Source organism: Mycobacterium sp. Panama NTM2 (assembly GCF_054355555.1).
On record NZ_CM135953.1, the window covers coordinates 4,810,371 to 4,829,052 of the forward strand.

General features: G+C 67.2%; 18 protein-coding genes. 4 read left to right on the top strand and 14 right to left on the bottom strand.

The window, feature by feature from the left end; genetic code table 11:
• Positions 1-3: 3 nt before the first annotated feature.
• From ACXYX3_RS23040 to xylA, 4 genes are all read right to left on the bottom strand, one after another.
• Positions 4-1,269, bottom strand: a complete 1,266-nt coding sequence (locus ACXYX3_RS23040) for a sugar ABC transporter permease (RefSeq protein WP_241205404.1) — start codon at positions 1,267-1,269, stop codon at positions 4-6.
• 23 nt (positions 1,270-1,292) lie between these two features.
• A complete protein-coding gene (locus tag ACXYX3_RS23045; RefSeq protein WP_241205403.1) occupies positions 1,293-2,087 on the bottom strand; it encodes an ATP-binding cassette domain-containing protein in 795 nt (264 codons plus the stop codon).
• Positions 2,088-2,093: 6 nt separating this feature from the next.
• On the bottom strand, positions 2,094-3,173 hold the full coding sequence (locus ACXYX3_RS23050) for a sugar ABC transporter substrate-binding protein (RefSeq protein ID WP_458609146.1): 1,080 nt from the start codon (positions 3,171-3,173) through the stop codon (positions 2,094-2,096).
• A gap of 70 nt (positions 3,174-3,243) precedes the next feature.
• Positions 3,244-4,467 carry a xylose isomerase gene (gene xylA / locus ACXYX3_RS23055; protein WP_458609147.1) on the bottom strand — a complete coding sequence of 408 codons (1,224 nt, stop codon included), beginning with the start codon at positions 4,465-4,467 and terminating at the stop codon, positions 3,244-3,246.
• Positions 4,468-4,553: 86 nt separating this feature from the next.
• On the opposite strand from xylA, the gene ACXYX3_RS23060 reads away from it, so the two are divergent.
• Positions 4,554-5,714, top strand: coding sequence for an ROK family protein (locus ACXYX3_RS23060; RefSeq protein WP_458609148.1), 1,161 nt, complete (start codon positions 4,554-4,556; stop codon positions 5,712-5,714).
• A gap of 11 nt (positions 5,715-5,725) precedes the next feature.
• Here the strand turns inward: ACXYX3_RS23060 and ACXYX3_RS23065 are convergent, their stop codons facing one another.
• On the bottom strand, positions 5,726-5,983 hold the full coding sequence (locus tag ACXYX3_RS23065) for a hypothetical protein (protein ID WP_458609149.1): 258 nt from the start codon (positions 5,981-5,983) through the stop codon (positions 5,726-5,728).
• 132 nt (positions 5,984-6,115) lie between these two features.
• Positions 6,116-7,333 carry an IS110 family RNA-guided transposase gene (locus ACXYX3_RS23070; protein WP_458609150.1) on the bottom strand — a complete coding sequence of 406 codons (1,218 nt, stop codon included), beginning with the start codon at positions 7,331-7,333 and terminating at the stop codon, positions 6,116-6,118.
• A gap of 292 nt (positions 7,334-7,625) precedes the next feature.
• Here ACXYX3_RS23070 and ACXYX3_RS23075 point away from each other — a divergent pair, with 292 nt between their 5' ends.
• Positions 7,626-8,909 (top strand): HNH endonuclease, encoded by a 1,284-nt coding sequence (locus ACXYX3_RS23075; protein WP_458609151.1) that lies wholly within the window; start codon positions 7,626-7,628, stop codon positions 8,907-8,909.
• Here ACXYX3_RS23075 and ACXYX3_RS23080 read toward each other — a convergent pair.
• From ACXYX3_RS23080 to ACXYX3_RS23090, 3 genes are read right to left on the bottom strand one after another with little or no spacing between them, the layout of a single operon-like run.
• On the bottom strand, positions 8,890-10,803 hold the full coding sequence (locus ACXYX3_RS23080) for an acetoacetate--CoA ligase (RefSeq protein ID WP_458609152.1): 1,914 nt from the start codon (positions 10,801-10,803) through the stop codon (positions 8,890-8,892). The two genes, ACXYX3_RS23075 and ACXYX3_RS23080, sit on opposite strands and share 20 nt — an antisense overlap.
• Positions 10,788-11,534 (bottom strand): 3-hydroxybutyrate dehydrogenase, encoded by a 747-nt coding sequence (locus tag ACXYX3_RS23085; RefSeq protein WP_458609153.1) that lies wholly within the window; start codon positions 11,532-11,534, stop codon positions 10,788-10,790. Before ACXYX3_RS23085 ends, ACXYX3_RS23080 begins: the two co-directional genes overlap by 16 nt.
• 11 nt (positions 11,535-11,545) lie before the next feature.
• Positions 11,546-12,838, bottom strand: coding sequence for an MFS transporter (locus tag ACXYX3_RS23090; protein ID WP_241205494.1), 1,293 nt, complete (start codon positions 12,836-12,838; stop codon positions 11,546-11,548).
• A gap of 132 nt (positions 12,839-12,970) precedes the next feature.
• Here ACXYX3_RS23090 and ACXYX3_RS23095 point away from each other — a divergent pair, with 132 nt between their 5' ends.
• On the top strand, positions 12,971-13,936 hold the full coding sequence (locus ACXYX3_RS23095) for a LysR family transcriptional regulator (protein ID WP_458609154.1): 966 nt from the start codon (positions 12,971-12,973) through the stop codon (positions 13,934-13,936).
• Here the strand turns inward: ACXYX3_RS23095 and ACXYX3_RS23100 are convergent.
• A complete protein-coding gene (locus ACXYX3_RS23100; RefSeq protein WP_458609155.1) occupies positions 13,931-14,464 on the bottom strand; it encodes a TetR family transcriptional regulator in 534 nt (177 codons plus the stop codon). The two genes, ACXYX3_RS23095 and ACXYX3_RS23100, sit on opposite strands and share 6 nt — an antisense overlap.
• A gap of 68 nt (positions 14,465-14,532) precedes the next feature.
• Between ACXYX3_RS23100 and ACXYX3_RS23105 the strand changes: the two genes are divergently transcribed.
• Positions 14,533-14,922: a hypothetical protein gene (locus ACXYX3_RS23105; protein ID WP_458609156.1), complete on the top strand. Its 390-nt coding sequence runs from the start codon at positions 14,533-14,535 to the stop codon at positions 14,920-14,922.
• Between the two features lie 68 nt (positions 14,923-14,990).
• On the opposite strand, the gene hsaB is transcribed toward ACXYX3_RS23105, so the two are convergent.
• The 4 genes from hsaB to hsaA are packed head-to-tail and all read right to left on the bottom strand — an operon-like array spanning position 14,991 to position 18,532.
• Positions 14,991-15,557, bottom strand: coding sequence for a 3-hydroxy-9,10-secoandrosta-1,3,5(10)-triene-9,17-dione monooxygenase reductase subunit (hsaB, locus tag ACXYX3_RS23110; RefSeq protein ID WP_241205393.1), 567 nt, complete (start codon positions 15,555-15,557; stop codon positions 14,991-14,993).
• 2 nt (positions 15,558-15,559) lie between these two features.
• Positions 15,560-16,459 carry an iron-dependent extradiol dioxygenase HsaC gene (gene hsaC, locus ACXYX3_RS23115; RefSeq protein ID WP_241205392.1) on the bottom strand — a complete coding sequence of 300 codons (900 nt, stop codon included), beginning with the start codon at positions 16,457-16,459 and terminating at the stop codon, positions 15,560-15,562.
• A gap of 4 nt (positions 16,460-16,463) precedes the next feature.
• Positions 16,464-17,348, bottom strand: a complete 885-nt coding sequence (gene hsaD / locus ACXYX3_RS23120) for a 4,5:9,10-diseco-3-hydroxy-5,9,17-trioxoandrosta-1(10),2-diene-4-oate hydrolase (protein WP_458609157.1) — start codon at positions 17,346-17,348, stop codon at positions 16,464-16,466.
• Positions 17,348-18,532, bottom strand: a complete 1,185-nt coding sequence (gene hsaA, locus ACXYX3_RS23125; protein WP_241205390.1) for a 3-hydroxy-9,10-secoandrosta-1,3,5(10)-triene-9,17-dione monooxygenase oxygenase subunit — start codon at positions 18,530-18,532, stop codon at positions 17,348-17,350. Before hsaA ends, hsaD begins: the two co-directional genes overlap by 1 nt.
• Positions 18,533-18,682: the final 150 nt, after the last annotated feature.

Consider the following 18,682-nt stretch of genomic DNA (forward strand, 5'->3'; position numbering starts at 1 on the left):
CGCTCAGCCGAGCCCGGTCGACGAGCGACGCCGCCGCGAGATCGCGTCGACGCTCGCCGCGAGCAGCAGCACACCGCCGGTGACCAGGAAGTTGATGTAGGACGACTGGTTGAGCAGGCCGAGCCCGTTGGCGATGGTCGCCACCACCACACCGCCGATCACCGCGTCGACCGCGCGACCGCGCCCACCGAACAGCGAGGTGCCGCCGATGACCGCCGCACCCACTGCGTACAACAGCGTGTTGCCTGCACCCGAGGACGCCGACACCTTACCGGCGTAGGACGCGGCGATGATGCCGCTGAGCGCCGCCATCGACGACGCCACGACGAACACGGACACACGGATGCGGTTGACTGAAATGCCCGCGCGGCGAGCGGCTTCCGCGTTGCCGCCGACAGCGTAGACATGCCTGCCGTACGACGTGCGCTGCAGCACGAACGTCATGACGATCAACAGCACCACGATCAGCGGAAGAACGTAGGGCACGCCCCGGATCTGCACGTTGGGGTTGACGCTGCGGTTGACGCTCATCACGAACGTCACACCGAGCACCACAGCCGCGACGGCTGCGATGCGCGCCGCGACCACACCGGACGGCGCATGGGCCAGGTTCAGGGCGCGCTTGCGCCGGTACTGCACGACCTCCAGCACGGCGAAACCCACCACGACCAGCCCGGCGATCGTCCACCCCACCGGCACCGCCAGATTGCTGATGGTCAGCCCGCGGATCACCGGATCGTCGACCCGCACCGATCCGCCCTCACCGATGAGCTTGAGCGTCACGCCCTGTAGTCCGAGGAAGAACGCCAACGTGACCACGAACGACGGGATTCCGAGCTTGGCCCGCAGCACACCGATACACAGACCGATCACCGCGCCGGACGCGATCCCGGCGAGCACCGCCGCCCACCACGGCCAGCGCAGATCGACCATCGTCAACGCCATCACGCACGCCGACACCCCACCGGCGACGCCGGCGGACAGGTCGATGTCGCCGAGCAGCAGCACGAACACCAGACCCATCGCCAGCACGCAGATGGCCCCGGCCTGGGTGACGAGGTTGGCCAGGTTCAGCGCCGACATGAACCGGTCGTTGGCGAACCCGAACACCACGAAGAGCACGATCAAGCCGAGAACCGCAGGCAGTGAACCCATGTCACCGCCGCGGACCCGGCGCACGTAGGAGCGCACCGCATCCGCGAAACCTGCGTCGGAGCGTGCGTCGATCGCGAAGTCCGAGTGCGCGGTGGCGCCGGTGACTGTCGCCATGGTGGGGGTGTCCTTCCCGGGTGTCACAGGGTTTCGGAGGCGTCGACCGGGGCCAGTCCGAGGGAGCCCGACCGGCCCGCGGTGATCAGCTCGACCACCTGACCGTGGGTGACGTCGCCGGCCTTCACGTCGGCGGCGACCCGGCCGAGGTACAGCGCGCAGATCCGGTCGGCCACCGAGAACACGTCGGCCAGATTGTGGGAGATCAGCACGACTCCCACACCCTGGTCGGCGAGCCGACGCACCAACTCGATCACCTGCTGGGTCTGCGCGACCCCGAGTGCGGCGGTGGGCTCGTCCAGCAGAACGACTTTCGACTTCCACAGCACCGACTTCGCGATCGCGACGGTCTGCCGTTGACCACCCGACAGACTCGACACCGTCTGCCGCACCGAAGCGACCGTCCGCACCGACAGCGAGGTGAGCGCGTCGCGCGCCATCGTCTCCATCCGTGCCTCGTCGAGCATGCCGCGCGTGGTGAGTTCCCGGCCCAGGAACATGTTCTCGACGATGTCGAGGTTGTCGCACAGCGCGAGATCCTGGTACACCACCTCCACCCCGAGCGCCGACACATCGGTGGGTCCGTGCACGGTGACCGGACTCCCGCCGAACAGATAGGTGCCGCTGTCGATGGGGTGTATTCCGGCGATCGCCTTGACCAACGTCGACTTCCCGGCACCGTTGTCCCCCACGAGGGCGGTGACCTGCCCGGGATACACGCGGAAGTCGATGTCGTGCAACACATGGACGACGCCGAAACTCTTGTTGACGCCGCGCAATTCGAGGATGGGCTCGCTGGCCGAGAGCCTGTCATCCATGGGTGCTCAGACTCCTGCCGCCGAGCACATCGCCGCGAACTGGCCCGCGCACACCTCGTCCTTGGACTGGCCGCCGTCGGTGAACACGACGTCGACGTTGTCCTTGGTGATCGACTTCGGAGTCAGCAGCACCGATGGCACGTCTCGGTTGCCCTGATCGTCGCGTGAGGTGCTGTTGGTCTCCGGCGTCTGCCCGTTGGCCAAGGCGATCGCCGCCTTCGCCAATGCTCCCGCCTCCTCGGTCGCGGACTTATACACCGTCATGCACTGTGTCCCGGCGAGGATGTTCTGCAGCCCTTCGACCGTGGCGTCCTGTCCGGTGACCGGCACCTGTCCGGCCCGCTTGTTCTTGTCCAGGATCGAGATCACCGAACCGGCGAGGCCGTCGTTCGCGGCGTACACGCCGTCGACCTTTCCGCCGGCGGCGGTGTAGAGCTGCTCGAAGATGGTGACCGCCTTGTCGTTGTCCCAGTCGGGGACGGCCTGTTCGCCGACGTTGGTGATGGTCGGTGTCGCATCGATCACCGAATGCGCACCGGAGGAGAACAGCGTCGCGTTGTTGTCGGTCGGCGAGCCGTTGAGGAACACCACGTTGGCCGGCTTGCCGCCGAGGCAGTCGACCAACCCCTGGCCTTGCAGCTCACCGACTTTGGTGTTGTCGAACGAGACGTAGGCGTCGGCGGAACCACCGAGGGTGAGGCGGTCGTAATCGATGGTCTTCACGCCCTGGGCGGCCGCCTTCTGCTGGATGGAGGCGCCGCTGTCTGAGTCGAGGTTCACGATGGCCAGGACGGTGACCCCGTCGGCGATCATGCCGTCGGCGATGGTGGCCATCTGATCGGCCGAGCCCTCGGCATTCTGGATGTTGTACGGCACCCCGGCTTCTTTGAAGGCCGCCTCCAGCGCCGGCCGATCCTTGGATTCCCACCGGACCGAGGACTTCGTGTCGGGCAGGATGACGCCGACCTTGCCGGCGCCGGCCTGCGCGTTGTCCCCTCCGGAGTCGGAGCTGCTGCAGGCGCTGAGGGTGGCCGCCACCACCGTGGTGGCGAGAAGGGCGGACAGCAGAGTGCTCGATCGTTTCACGGGATTCGCCTCCGGTGCAGTTTTGTTATCGTGGGCAACTTATAACGTGATACACGTCACGTCCAGAGTGTCAGCGGGCGCCCATCAGGTGCTCCAGGGCCAGCTGGTGCAACCTGACGAAGCCGAATCCCTTTGCGCCGAAGTAGGAGTCGGCGTCGAACTCCTCGTACGCCGACCGGTCGGCCAGCAGGTCGGCGTATGTTTCGCCGGGATCGAGCGTCGGCGTCCGGAGTTCGGCGACCTTTGCCTGCGACATCGCCTCGGCCACCGCGGGATCCGCCCGGAAGGCCGCCGCGCGTTCTTTGAGCAACAGGTACATGCGCATGTTCGCAGCCGCCGATTCCCAGACCCCGTCGACGTCCTCGGTGCGGCTGGGCTTGTAGTCGAAGTGGCGCGGACCGGTGTAGGCGGCGCCACCGTCGACACCGCCGTGCTCGAGGAGGTCGACCAGAGCGAACGCGTTGGCGAGATCCCCGTGGCCGAACACCAGATCCTGGTCGAACTTGATGCCGCGCTGCCCGTTGAGGTCGATGTGGAACAGCTTGCCACTGTAGAGCGCCTGACCGATGCCGTGCACGAAGTTCAGGCCGGCCATCTGTTCGTGACCCACCTCCGGGTTGACTCCCACCATCTGCGGGTGAGCGAGTGTGTCGATGAACGCGAGCGCATGTCCGACCGTCGGGAGCAGGATGTCGCCGCGCGGCTCGTTCGGCTTGGGTTCGATGGCGAACCGGATCTCGATGTTCTGGTCGATGACGTACTCGCACAGCAGGTTCAGTGCCTCGCGGTAACGCTCGAAGGCAGCGTGGACGTCTTTGGCGGAATCGTATTCGCTGCCTTCACGCCCACCCCACAGCACGAAGGTCTGTGCCCCGAGTTCGGCGGCCAGATCGAGGTTGCGCAACACCTTGCGCAGCGCGAAACGACGCACGCCGCGGTCGTTGCTGGTGAATCCCCCGTCCTTGAACACCGGCTGGCTGAACAGATTCGTCGTCACCATCGGCACCGTCATGCCTGTCGCCGACAGCGCTGAGGTGAGCCGCTCGATCATCCGTCGACGCTCGGCATCGGAACTGCCGAACGGGAAGAGGTCGTCGTCGTGGAACGTCAACCCGTACGCGCCGAGTGCTGCGAGTCGCTCGACCGCCTCGACCACATCCAGCGAGGGGCGGGTCGCGACGCCGAACGGATCGCCGGCCGTCCAGCCAACGGTCCAGAGCCCGAAGGAGAATTTGTCCGCCGGTGTCGGGGTGAGGTTCTGGGTGGTTTCGGTGCCGGACTCCACCAAGGTCATGTCGAAAGCCCTCCGAAAGCTGTAGTTTGTTCTCTGCGCGAACATAAGATGTGCTCTGTACCACTGTCAAGGCCTGGAGGTGACCCGTGACATCCCCGCGGTCTGGTGCGGGCGCCGACGGTGTGCGGCGTCGAAACCTGTCGAACGTGCTGACTCTGGTGCACCGCCACGGCGCGCTGAGCCGCGCCGAACTGACCCGCCGCACGGCGTTGTCCCGGTCGACCATCAAGGATCTGGTCGAAGAGTTGGTGGCGCGAGGTCTGGCCGAGGAGCTGCCGGCCGCGCCGGTCTCTCAAGTGGGCAGGCCGAGCCCCATCGTCCGCCCGGGGCGGCGGGTCGTGGCAGCGACCGTCATCCCGGAGGTCGACGCGGTCACCATCGGCGTGGTCGCAATGGGCGGCACCGTACTGGAGGTGGTCCGGTGCCCGACCGAGAGTGTGCCGACGCCCGATGAGGCCGTGTCGGTGGCCGCCGAGATCGTGCAACGAATCGCCCGCACGCTGCCCGAAACCAGCGCACTCACCGCAATCGGTGTCGCGGTGCCGGGTTTGGTGCACAGCCCGGAATCGACGGTGCAACTCGCGCCCAATCTCGACTGGCACGACGTCAAGATCGGCGAATTGCTCAGTGCAGCAACGGGTTTACCGGTCTATGCCGCCAACGACGCCAACGCCGGAGCGATCGCGGAACATCTTTTCGGCCGACATCACGGCGCCGATCACCTCATCTACGTCAACGGCGGAACAACGGGCATCGGCGCCGGATTCGTGGTCGCCGGTGGCCTTCTCCAGGGCGTCGCCGGTTATGCGGGGGAATTGGGACACACGTTCGTCGGTGGAGCGGAACCCTGTCACTGCGGCAGCACCGGATGCCTGGAGACCGAAGTGACCCAGGCGCCGCTGGCACGGCTGATCGCCGAATCGGAACGCGTCGAACCCGGCGACGCGCAACCATGTCCGACCGATGCCGAACGTGATGTCTTACAACGCCAGGCCCGGTCGCTGGCGATCGCGCTGGGCAACGCCATCAACATGCTGAACCCCAGACTGGTGGTCCTGGGTGGTTTTCTGCGCGCCTTCCCCGCGTACGCCGGCGCGATCCTCCGGGAAGAGTTGAGCCGCCGCAGCATGGGCGGGCCTCGCGATCTCGTGCGGATCGTGCCGGCGACGCTGGGTGGCGAGACGGTCGTGATCGGCGCGGCCGAGCTCGCGTTCGCGCCGGTGTTGGCTGATCCGGCGAGGGCCTGACGGGACGGGGATCAGAACGGAACGTCGACGGCGCCGTTGGAGGTGTTGGCCTCGTCATGATTGCTGTCGATGTAGCCCAGGTGAACCGGTGACATCGGTTCGGTGCCGAATGGGATCAGCGGGTCGGCGCCGCCGTTCTGGCCGGTCGCCATCACATGACCGTCGGCGAGGGCTGGGGTGACGGCTGCCCCGGCGGGCGCGAACGCGATCAGCAGTCCCGCCAGGGCAGTGGCGAGGCCCGCGAATCCGGCGGCTTTGGTGGTGGTCATGTCGTCCTCCTGGCTGTGCGAATGTTGCTTCTCCGATCCTCATCTGTCGGTGGGTCGGCGTCGCCATGGCTGGCCACCAATTGCCCGGTAGTGCTAGCAGGAATGACGTGATGCTCCTATCTCTGTTAAGCGTCAAGCGACATCGATGAGCTGGGTGTTTAGCCAGCGGCGGTAGTTGGTGGCGAGGGTGTCGTCGCGTTTGAGGCCACGTTCGAGTCGGGAGATCTGGGTGGGCCAGACCCCGAAATGGTTGGCGACGGTGGTGAGGGTGATCTTGCGGGCTTGTCGGGTGGGGCGTAGATCGCTGTAGTCGTCGATCGGGCTGGGTGCGGTGAGGTGTCGAAACATTTCGCGGGCGATGGCTCGTTTGAGCAGCCGCAGGACGTCCTTTTTGGAACGTCCGACAGCCAGTTGTCGGGCGACGTAATCGCGGGTGCGCGGCTCATGGGACCAACGCACTAGAGCGATGCGGTGCAAAGCGTTGTTGGCGGCGCGGTCTCCACCGCGGGAGAGCCGATGCCGGGTGGTCTTTCCCGAGGAGGCGGGTATCGGCGCGGCGCCGGCGAGCATCGCGAACGCTGCCTCGCTGCGGAGGCGGTGGCTGTTGGTGCCGGCGGTGATAAGCAGTTGGGCGGCAGTATCGGGCCCGACGCCGTAGGCCGCCCGCAGGGCGGGGTTGAGCGCTGTGGTCAGGGAATCGAGCTCGGCGGCCAGGTCGCGGTCTTGGCGCTCGAGGAACTCGATGCGCTGTGCCAGTGCTTTGCAGGCGATCAGCACCGATACGGCGGTAGGGTCCTCGTGCGCGGTGGGGCGACACCGCGCCAGCGCGTCGATCAGGCGCAGCGTCGTGGGGTAGCGGCGATAACGCTCGCGGAGCTCGGCCGGAGCGGTGACCAGGAGGTCTTTGATCTGATTGATCGCTGCAGTGCGGGCTTTGATCGCGCCGCGGCGGGCGACCAATAGAGCTTTGAGCGCCCCGGCGTGGGGGTCTTTGGGCACGGCTAGGCTGTGGCCGGCCAACACCGCGCGGGCAGCGCTGTAGGCATCGAGTGGATCAGATTTCCCTTGCTTACGCCGTGCGGCGCGGTCGGGACGATTGACCTCGACGGTGTGAATATCGTTGGCCTGCAATGCCTGTGTGATGCCCGCGCCATAGGAGCTGGTTCCCTCAACGCCGACGGAGACGACCTCGCCGAAGCTACGCGCCCAGCAGATCGCCGCCCAATACCCGGTCGGGCTGGTGGCAAATTCGGCATCACCGAGCAGTTGACTGGTATCGGTGATCGCGGCCAGGTGAATGGTGTCGAGGTGGGTGTCGATGCCGATGACGACGCGACGTCGGGGTGTCACGATGGTGGTGTCCTCTCCGTGCAATGAACCGTGCGATGAGTGACAACCCGGTAGGGCGGGCAGACAAGACATTGATGAGGCAGCGGACAGGCTCCTGATTAAGTCATGTCCGCCCTACCAGGGCTGTTGCGGTGCTTGCCCGCACGTCGCCGGTGAGACAAATCAATTGGAAGACAACCCAACAGGGCGTCAGTCAGCGGACGAGTCATCACCGGCGGCGAACGAGCAAGACCATCCTCACCCGAAACTGATTAACAGCATCAATGTCGGTGGGGGGTTGTACGTTGGCGGCATGTTCGCACAGATGTTCGATGTCGATGGTTCGGCCTCCGAGGCTGAGCTGCGCGAGGTCGTGGCGCACTGCGAACGTGTGAAAGCTCGCGCGGCCGCGGTGCAGGCCCGCGCCACCGCGCTGTGGGCGGAGAAACGCCGCGCCGCCGAAACCGCTGCCGGGATGCCGGCCGCGAAGCAGGGGCGCGGGCTCGCCTCCGAAGTCGCGCTGGCCCGGTCTGATTCGCCCGCCCACGGTAACCAGCACCTCGGGTTCGCCCGCGCGCTGGTCGAGGAGATGCCCCACACTTTGGCCGCCCTGGCCGCCGGGGTCCTGACCGAGTGGCGAGCCACCCTGATCGTCAAACAATCCGCCTGCCTGACCGTGGAGGACCGGCGGACGTTGGATGCCGAGCTGTGCGCTGACCAGCAAGCGCTGGTGGGGTTGGGCAATGCCCGCATCGAAGCCGCCGCCGCGGCCATCGCAGCCCGCCTCGACGCCGCCGCGGTGGTTCAACGGAAAGAACGCGCGGCGGCGTCTGCGCGGGTGTCGACCCGGCCCGCGCCGAACGGCATGGTGCAGCTGACTGCGCTGATGCCACTGTCCCAGGGCATCGGGGTGTATGCCGCCTTGAAGCGTGAGGCTGACCTGTGCGGGGACGGGCGCCCGCGCGGACAGATCATGACCGACACCCTCTACCAACGGGTCACCGCCCGCCCGGCCGAGACGCCGGCGCCGATCGCGGTGAACCTGGTCATGGCCGACGCCACCCTCTTCGGCGACGACGACAGCCCCGGCTGGGTCGAGGGCTACGGGCCCGTGCCGGCGGCGGTGGTGCGCGACCTGGTGTCGGATGCCGTGGCTGATGAGACGGCGAAAGCGACACTGCGGCGGCTCTACCGCCACCCCACGTCGGGGCAGCTGGTCGCGATGGAATCGCGGGCGCGGATCTTCCCGACGGGGTTGGCGGCGTTCATCGGGCTGCGGGATCAGACGTGTCGCACCCCGTACTGCGACGCCCCCATCCGCCACCACGACCACGCAGTTCCCGCCCGCCACAGCGGACCCACCTCAGCGCTCAACGGATTGGGTGCCTGCGAAGCCTGTAACTACGCCAAAGAAGCCCCCGGCTGGACCGTCACCACCCACGACACCGAGGGCCGCCACACCGCCACCTACCGAACCCCCACCGGCGCGACCTACCACTCCACCGCACCACCACTACCCGGACCACCGACGGCCCGCCGCTACAGCGTGGTCGAGGGAATCCTCGCGATCGACTTGGTCAGGCGCGACGTTGCGTGACGTACCAGTCGAGCAGATCGGGATCGTCGACGGCACTGCGATCGACGACGGTGGCGGCATCGCGGCCCTGGAACAGTTTCTTGATCGGGACCTCGAGCTTCTTGCCGGTGCGGGTGTGCGGCACACCCGGCGCGACGATGATCTCGTCGGGCACGTGGCGGGGCGAGACCTCGGTGCGGATGGCTTCATTGATGCGTTGTCGCAGCGCATCATCGAGCTCGATTCCCCCGGCGAGAACCACGAACAGCGGCATCCAGTAACCGCCGTCGGGCTGTTCGGCCCCGATCACCAGCGCCTCGGCGATCTCGGGGAGGCGCTCGACAGCCTGGTAGATGTCGGCACTCCCCATCCGGATGCCGTGCCGGTTCAGGGTGGAATCGGAGCGGCCGTGCACGATGACGCTGCCGTGCTCGGTGATCGTGATCCAGTCACCGTGCCGCCACACACCCGGGTAAGTGTCGAAATAGGCCTCGCGGTAACGGCTTTGATCGGGATCGTGCCAGAACGCGATCGGCATCGACGGCATCGGCTTGGTGATGACGAGCTCGCCGACCTCGCCGCGGACCGGGTGACCCGACTCGTCCCAGGCGTCGAGCGCGACGCCGAGAAACGGCGCCGACAGCTCGCCGGGCCAGACGGCAACAGTGCGCACGCCGCCGATGAAGGCCGACACCACATCGGTGCCTCCGCTGATCGACGCGATCTGCACGCCGACGTTGTCGGCCAACCACAGGGACGACGACGCGGGCAGCGACGAGCCGGTGATCCCGATGCTCCGCAGTGCGGACAGATCATGGGTGACCGCAGGACGGGCATCGGCCTTGATGCAGCCGAGTACGTAGCCGGGGCTGGTGCCCAGCACCGTGGCGCCGACGCGAGCCGCAATGGCCCACAGTGCGTCGGGCTCCGGTGCGCTCGGGCTACCGTCGTAGCAGACGATCGTCGCACCGACCAGCAGCCCGGCGACCTGGAAATTCCACATCATCCAGCTCGGGCTGGTGTACCAGAAGAAGGTGTCGGCGGGTCCGATATCGGATTGCAGCGCAACAGCTTTGAGATGTTCGACGACGACGCCGCCATGGCCGTGCACGATGCCCTTCGGCAATCCCGTGGTGCCCGAGGAGAACAGGACCCACAGCGGATGGTCGAACGGCACGGCGACACTGTCGAGGCCGTGCGAGCTCACCTCATCGAGATCAGCGAGCGTGAACGTCGCCCTCAGCGTGGGCATCCCGTCCCGCAGCGCCGCGACGTCCGCACGCTTGTCGCGGTACTTGCCGGCGAAGTGATAGCCGTCGGCGGCGACGAGCACCGTGGGTTCGAGTTGGCCGAGCCGATCCAACGCTGCCTTCGCCGAATAGTCCTGACCACACGCACTCCACACCGCGCCAATGCTTGCCGTCGCGAGGAACGCGATCACCGCCTCGGCGATGTTGGGCAGGTAGCCGACCACCCGGTCACCGGCCGCTACACCGGTGGCGCGCAGCTTGTCGGCGAACGCCGCGGCGCGGCCGAGCATCTCCGCCCACGACACCTCGCGATCCGGCCCGTTCTCGCTGACCGAGATGATCGCGGGCCGGTCTGCGCGGGCATTGCGGACGACCGCGTCGACGTAGTTGCACGTGGTTCCGCGAAACCATTGCGCGCCAGGCATCTCCGCGTCTTCGAGCACCGTCGGTCCACGCTCACCGAGGTCGAAGTAGTCCCACAGCGTCGACCAGAACCCCTCGAGGTCATCGATCGACCACTGCCACAGCGCGTGGTAGTCCGGGTAGATGCCACCCGTCCGCCGCTCGGCGAAGCGCGCGAAATCTGTGACCCGGGCTTGGGCGACGTCGTCGTCGGAGGGCACCCACTGCGGCGCGTCGGTCGTCGCCGTCACCGAGCGCTCCATCCACCGTCCATCGTGTACGACGCGCCGGTCACCATCCCCGCCGCAGGTGTCGCAAGCCACGCCACCAAAGCACTCACCTCCTCGGGCTCGACCAGCCGCTTCACCGCACTCTCCTTGAGGAGGATGTCCGTGATGACCTGATCCTCGGCGATGTTATGCGTTCGCGCCTGATCGGCGATCTGCTTGGTCACCAACGGGGTCCGCACGTAGCCCGGGTTGACGCAATTGCTGGTGACGCCGTGCGGGCCGCCTTCGAGCGCGGTCACCTTGGACAGCCCCTCGAGCGCGTGCTTGGCCGTCACGTAGGCCACCTTGAACGGCGACGCCCGCAGCCCGTGGATGGACGAGATGTTGATGACGCGCCCGTAGCCCTCGCGGTACATGTGCGGTAGCGCCGCCCGGATCAACAGGAACGGCGCCTCCACCATCAGCGCCAGCATCGCGCGGAAGCGGTCAGGGGGGAACTCGGCGATCTCGCTGATGCTCTGGATGCCGGCGTTGTTGACCAGGATGTCGACCTCGAGGCGCAGGTCTTCCAGCGCGGCGACATCCGACAGGTCCAGCGACCAGGCCGTCCCGCCGATCTCCTGGGCCAGCGCCTTGGCACCCACGTCGTCGATGTCGGCGACCGTGACCGACGCCCCACGAGAGGCGAGTTCGCGTGCGCACGCGGCGCCGATCCCGCTGGCCCCGCCGGTCACCAGCGCGGTGCGGCCACCCAGCTCGCTCATGCCGTGCCCACTCACGCGACGCCGGTCTTGGCGAGCTGTTCACGGTCGGCCTCGTCGAGCGTCTCGAGGTCCAGGCCCCTCGTCTCGCGCGTGAACCAGGCGGCGATCAGCGTGATGACGGCGGCGCCGGCGAGGTACACCGCGATCGGCACCCAGGTCCCGAAGTCGTCGAGCAGCCAGGTCGCGATCGCCGGCGCCAGCGAGCCGGCCACGATCGAGGTCACCTGGTAGCCGAGCGACACCCCCGAGTAGCGCATCCGGGTCGGGAACATCTCGGCCATGATCGCCGGCTGAGGCGCGTACATCAGCGAGTGGATCATCAGGCCGAGGATGATCGCGGCCATGATCAGCAGGTAGCTGCCGCTGTTCATCATCGGGAAGGCGAAGAACCCCCACGTCGCGGCCAGCACGGCACCGGTGATGTACACCGGGCGACGACCGAACCGGTCCGAGAGCCGGCCGACCTGCGGGATGACCAGGAAGTGCACGAAGTGCGCCGCGAGCAGCCACCACAGGATGTCGCTGGTGTCGGCGCCGACGTGGGTCTTGAGGTAGACGATCGAGAACGTGACGACGAGGTAGTACATGATGTTCTCGGCGAACCGCAGCCCCATCGCCGTGAACACCCCACGGGGATAACGCTTCAGCACCTCGACCACGCCGTAGGACACGGACTTGACCCGCTCCACCTCCTGCTGCGCCTCCACGAAGATCGGTGCGTCGGTGACCTTGGTGCGGATGTAATAGCCGATCAGCACGACCACTGCCGAGAGCCAGAACGCCACTCGCCAGCCCCACGACAGGAAGGCCGCATCGGACAGCGTGCCGGTGAGCACCAGCAGAACCACGGTCGCCAGCATGTTGCCGACGGGCACTGCGGCCTGCGGCCAGCTGGCCCAGAACGCCCGGTCCTTGCTCGGACTGTGCTCGGCGACGAGCAGCACGGCGCCGCCCCACTCACCGCCGACCGCGAAGCCCTGCAGGAAACGCAGGACCACGAGCAGGATCGGTGCCCACACCCCGATCTGGGCGTACGTGGGCAGGCAGCCCATCAGGAACGTCGCCACGCCGACGAGCAGGATCGCGAACTGGAGCAGCTTCTTGCGGCCGTGCTTGTCGCCGAAGTGCCCGAACACCACCCCGCCCAGCGGACGGGCGACGAAGCCGACCGCGTAGGTCAACAATGCCGCGATCAGTCCCGCGGCCTCACTCGTGCCTTCGGCGAAGAACACTTTGTTGAACACCAGCGTCGCGGCGGTGGCGTAGAGAAAGAACTCGTACCATTCCACGACGGTGCCGGCCATCGATGCGGCGACGACGCGCTTGAGACCGGTCGTGACCGACCCGTCGCCCTGTTGCGTACTCAATTCACACCCCTTTGTTGTGATGCCCACCACAGACCTCAATGAGTATTCCTGCAGCTACCCACCGCAGCAATGGCCAAAACCGCACGCGAGATCTGCAAAAATGCAGAAATGTCCTCGCCCGTGCGCCGCCCCAGCGCCGACGATCTGCTCGTTCTCCTCGCCGTCGGACGCACCGGTCGATACACCACCGCGGCAGAGGAACTCGGCCTCAACCACACCACGATCAGCCGTCGCATCACCGCTCTGGAGCGGGCGATGGGCGGACGCGTGCTCGCGCGAGTGGCCGGCGGCTGGGAACTCACCGAGCTCGGCCGCGACGCCCTCGCGGCAGCCGAGGCGGTCGAGTCGGCCGTACGCTCACTCACCGCCGACGCCGCGGGCAACCGCGTGCTCGAAGGCGTCGTCCGGCTGTCGGCCACCGACGGGTTCTCCGCCTACATCGCCGCACCCGCCGCCGCGGCGGTGCAGCGCAGGCACCCCGACGTCGCGGTCGAGATCGTCGCCGCCACCCGGCGCGCCACCCAGCAGCGCTCAGGACTCGACCTCGAAGTCGTGGTGGCAGAACCCGGCAGCGAACCTCGCGTGCACCGCGCCACCGCCCAGCGGTTGGGCGACTACTGCCTGGGCCTCTACGGTTCGCGCGACTACCTGGCCGAGCACGGGCCGCCCGCGGATGTGGCCGATCTACAGCGCTTTCCGCTGGTCTACTTCATCGACTCCATGCTGCAGGTCGACGATCTGGACCTGGCGACCAGCTTCGCCCCCGCGATGCGCGAATCGGTGACCTCCACCAATGTGTTCGTCCACGTCGAGGCCACCAGGGCGGCGGCGGGTCTCGGGCTGCTGCCGTGTTTCATGGCCGACCGGCACGGCGATCTGATCCGGGTGCTGTCCGAGACCGTGTCGGTCCGGTTGGCCTATTGGCTGGTCGCCAGGCCGGAGACACGGCGCCGGCCCGAGGTGGCTGCCGTCATCGAGGCGATCGAAGCGCAGATGAGCGCGCAGCACGACGCCCTGCTCGGCGTGGTGCTATAGGCCCAGCGCTTCCGCCGCCCGGTCCGCGGCCCGCGGGCCGGCCAGGTGACGCATCAGCAGGAGCCCGTCGATCAGCGCCAAGGTCGCTTCCGCTTCGCGCGTGCGCCGCGCCTGGGGACCTGTGAAGTAGTCGGCCAGCCACCCGACCCACGCCGTCATGAGCTGCGGCGCGACCTCGTGGAACGGGGCAACGCGCGCCGCGGCGAGGCCACACGCCTCGAAGTACACCGCGAACAGCGGATCCACCCTAGGGTCGGCCAGCGCCGGGTATGCCGCGGTGGCCATCTGCCGGTGATCCTCGGCGGTCGCCGGGAACGCGTCCGCGAGGACGCTCTGCAGCCGGATGCCGATGGCCACCAGGACATCGGTGACGAGAGCGTTCTTCGTCGGGAAGTAGTAGACGATGACGCGGTCGCTCGTCCCCAGGTGCCTCGCCAGCCGTCCGAAAGACAGGGAACTGAGGCCGTGCTCGACCGCGGTCCGCACTGCCCCTTCGAGGATCTCGTCGCGAGAATATTTGTGGCCCATCGGCCTTGATCGTAGTGGTTACTACAATCTAGAGTTTGTAGTAACCACTACAAACGTTGAGGAGCAACATGTCATCACCCGCAACACAGTCGACCGCCCACCGCGCCACGACCGCCATGGCAGTGCTCCGAGCCTTCGCCGGAGCGTTCTCCTGGATCAGTCCACGTCACGCCTGGCGGACGTTCCTGCTCGGAGCGATGCCCGCCGACGGCAGCACCGGGTTGATATCGCGCCTCTTCGGTATCCGGGATCTGCTGCTGGCGGCAGGGCTGCGCCACCCAGACGCGTCGGTTCGCCGCGCAGTCCTGCGCGCGGGGATCGTCATCGACAGCGCGGACATCGCCGCAACGGCGCTCGCCGTGCGCGCCGGGGCGCCGAGAGGAACGTTGCTCGGGGTCGCGGCCGGCGCGGGGCTGTTCGTGGCGATCGGCGCGGCCGCTCTCGCGGAGGGCGACTGACAAGCCGCGCGTTCATCCCCAGGGTTATCCACATTGGGGATGAATGACAGCCGTGTGATTCGGCGTGATCAGAGCCAGGTGTCGTCGGTGGTCGCGGTCAGGAACGCCTCGAGGTCGTTGCGCCAATCGGCCGGGGTCGTCTTGTCGGGCTCGATGCCCGTGTACTGGCCCTGGTAGAACAGCAGCGGCCGCGGCTTGGTTCTGGGCACGTCGGACAGCGAATGCACCGCCCCGAACACCACGAAATGGTCGCCACCGTCGTGCACCGAGGCCACCGTGCAGTCGATGTGGGCCAGCGTGCCGTCGATGATCGGCGACCCCAGCGGCGAGCGCGACCAGTCGATCTCGGCGAACTTGTCCGGCTCCCGCGACCCGAAGCGCGCCGACACCGGCTTCTGGTTCTCGTGCAGGATGTTCACGCAGAACCGGCCGCTCGCCTCGATCGCCTGCCAGGACCGGCTCACTTTGGTCGGGCAGAACAGCACCAGCGGCGGGTCCAACGACAACGCGGCGAAGGACTGGCAGGCGAACCCCACCGGGACGTCCTCGTGCACGGTCGTTATCACGGTGATGCCGGTGCAGAACTGCCCCAGCACATTGCGGAACGTGCGCGGGTCGATCGGTGCGCCGGACACCGCTACTTGAAGCCCACGCTGAAGTCGTGCCCCCACAGCGAGACCGCGGTGCTTTCCCGCGCCACCCAGCTGTGATCGTCGACTTCGAGGCCCTCGCAACCGAATTCGATGTCGAACCCGCCCGGTGTCTTCATGTAGAACGACAGCATCTTGTCGTTGACGTGCCGGCCGAGGGTCGCCGACATCTTGACCTTACGGCGCAACGCCCGGTCCAGGCAGAGGCCGACGTCGTCGGCGTTCTCCACCTCGACCATCAGATGCACGATGCCACTGGGGGTTTCGCCGGGCATGAACGCCAAGCTGTGGTGGCGGGGGTTCACCCCGAGGAAGCGCAACCATGCCGGCGCGCCGTCGGCGGGCCGGCCGACCAGCTGCGGCGGTAGCTTCATCGAGTCGCGCAGGCTGAAGCCGAGCACGTCACGGTAGAAGTGCAGCGTCTCGACGTCGTCACGGGTGGTGAGCACGACGTGCCCGAGCCCCTGCTCCTCGGTGACGAACTTGTGCCCGTACGGGCTCACCACGCGGCGGTGCTCCAACGCGACACCGTGGAACACCTCGAGTGTGTTCCCGGACGGATCGTCGAACGTGATCATCTCGTCGACGCGGCGCTCAGCGAGTTCGGAGGCGGTGCCCTCCTTGTAGGGCACCCCCTGTACGTCGAGTCGCTGCCGAACCTCCTGCAGCGCTGCGGCGTTCGCGGTCTCCCAGCCGGAGACCATGAGCCGGTCGTGCTCACCGGGGACGATGACGAGCCGAGCGGGGAACTCGTCCATCCGCAGGTAGAGCGCACCTTCGGTGGGACCGTTGCCCTCCACCATGCCGAGCACCTTGAGCCCGTACTCCCGCCACGCGGCGACATCGGTGCTCTCGATACGCAGGTATCCGAGTGAACGGATCGTCACGACGTCACCCTCCGAGGAAATCGATGGTCAGCTTGTTGAATTCGTCGAACTTCTCCAGCTGCGCCCAGTGGCCGCACTGCCCGAACACATGTAGCTGCACGCGCGGGATCTGCTTGAGCGCCACCAGCGCACCGTCGAGCGGATTGACGCGGTCCTCGCGGCCCCAGATCAACAGCACCGGCTGGCGCAGCTTGTACACGTCGCGCCACATCATGCCGAGCTCGAAGTCCGCACCCGCGAACGACTTTCCCATCGCCTTGGTGGCAGCCAGCGACTCGGGGGTGCTGGCGATCTGGAACCGCTCCTCGACCAGCTCCGGGGTGATCAGCGACTGATCGAAGACCATGATGCGCAGGAACCTCTCGATGTTCTCCCGCGTCGGATCGTTGGCGAAACGGCCCAGCAGCTTCACACCCTCGGTGGGGTCCGGGGCGAACAGGTTGACGCTCAGCCCACCCGGCCCCATCAGCACCAGGCGGCCCGCGCGCTTGGGATTGTCCAGCGCGAACCGCACCGCGGTTCCGCCGCCGAGCGAATTGCCCACCAGCGCAGCACGTTCGATGCCCAGATGATCGAACAACCCGAGCAGTGCGGTCGCGCTGTAGCGGTTGTACTGCTCGTGTTCGGTGTGCTTGTCGGAGTGCCCGTAACCGGGCTGATCGACCGCGAGCACATGGAAATGCTGGGCCAGCACGCCGATGTTGCGGCTGAAGTTCGACCAGCTCGACGCACCCGGCCCTCCCCCGTGCAGCAGCACCACCGTCGGCGAGGCCGGGTCACCCGCCTCGTGGTAGTGCAACCGCATGTCGTCTCTCACCTGCGCGTAGCGCGAGGTGGATTCGAACGTGATCTCCTGCTGCTGAGCAGCTTCGGCGGCGAACGACGTCACTAGACCATCGTGTCCTGGGGCGGGAGACCGAACGCATCGTTGCCGAAGATCAGGTAGGCGCGCTCGGGCTCGTTGGCCGCGTGCACCCGCCCGGCGTGCGCATCCCGCCAGAACCGCTGCACCGGCTGATCAGAGTTCAGCGCCGTCGCACCCGAGGCCTCGAAGAGCAGATCGATCGACTCGATGGCGCGCTTGGTGGCGCGCACCTGGTCGCGGCGGGCACGCGCGCGCAGCGAGAACGGGATCTCCTGACCCGACTGCAGCAGCCCGTACTCCTCGCCGACATTGCCGATCAGCTGCCGCCAGCCGGCGTCGATGTCGCTGGCCGCCTCGGCGATCCGGATCTTGGCGAACGGATCCTCTTTGGACTTCTCGCCGGCGAACGCGGCGCGCACCCGCTTGCCCTGGTGCTCGACGTGAGCGTCGTACGCGCCATAGGCCATACCCATGATCGGCGCGCTGATCGTCGTCGGATGCATGGTGCCCCACGGCATCTTGTAGACCGGCGCGGAGTTGGTCTCGTAGCCGCCGGCCGTGCCGTCGTTCATCGCCTTGTACGACAGGAACCGGTGCCGCGGGACGAACACGTCCTTGACGACAACGGTGTTGCTGCCGGTGGCCTTGAGCCCCACCACGTTCCACACATCGTCGATGCGGTAGTCGGAGCGCGGGATCAGGAAGCTGCCGAAGTCGACCGGGCGCCCGTCCTTGATCACCGGGCCGCCCAGGAACGCCCACGTCGCGTGGTCGCAGCCGGAGGACCACTGCCACGCGCCGCTGACCAGGTAGCCGCCATCGACGACGGTTCCTGCCCCCATCGGGGCGTAGGACGAGGAGACCCGGACCGTGGGATCGTCGCCCCACACGTCTTCCTGGGCCTGCTGATCGAACAGCGCGAGATGCCAGTTGTGCACGCCGATGATCGAGCTCACCCAGCCCGTCGAGCCGCAGGCGCTCGCGATGCGGCGCACGGCCTCGTAGAACACCGTCGGGTCGCACTGCAGGCCTCCCCACTGCTCGGGCTGCAGCAGCTTGAAGAAGCCGACCTCGTCGAGCTCGGCGACGGTGTCGTCGGGCAGGCGGCGCAGCTCCTCGGCGGCCGCGGCCCGCTTGGCGATGCGCGGCAGGAGATCGTCGATGCCGGCGAGAACGGACTGCACGTCGCGCTGTTCAATGGACGTCACTGGTTGAGCCTTCCCAGGAGTAGGGACCTGCACAAAGATTAGAACACGTTACGATTTGTGTCGAGTAGCGGTGTCCTGTGGTGGCTGGACCAGCGGACATGCGTTTCTGTAACCTGTTCTAGTTATCAGCCCCCGACGGTGTGGAAGAGA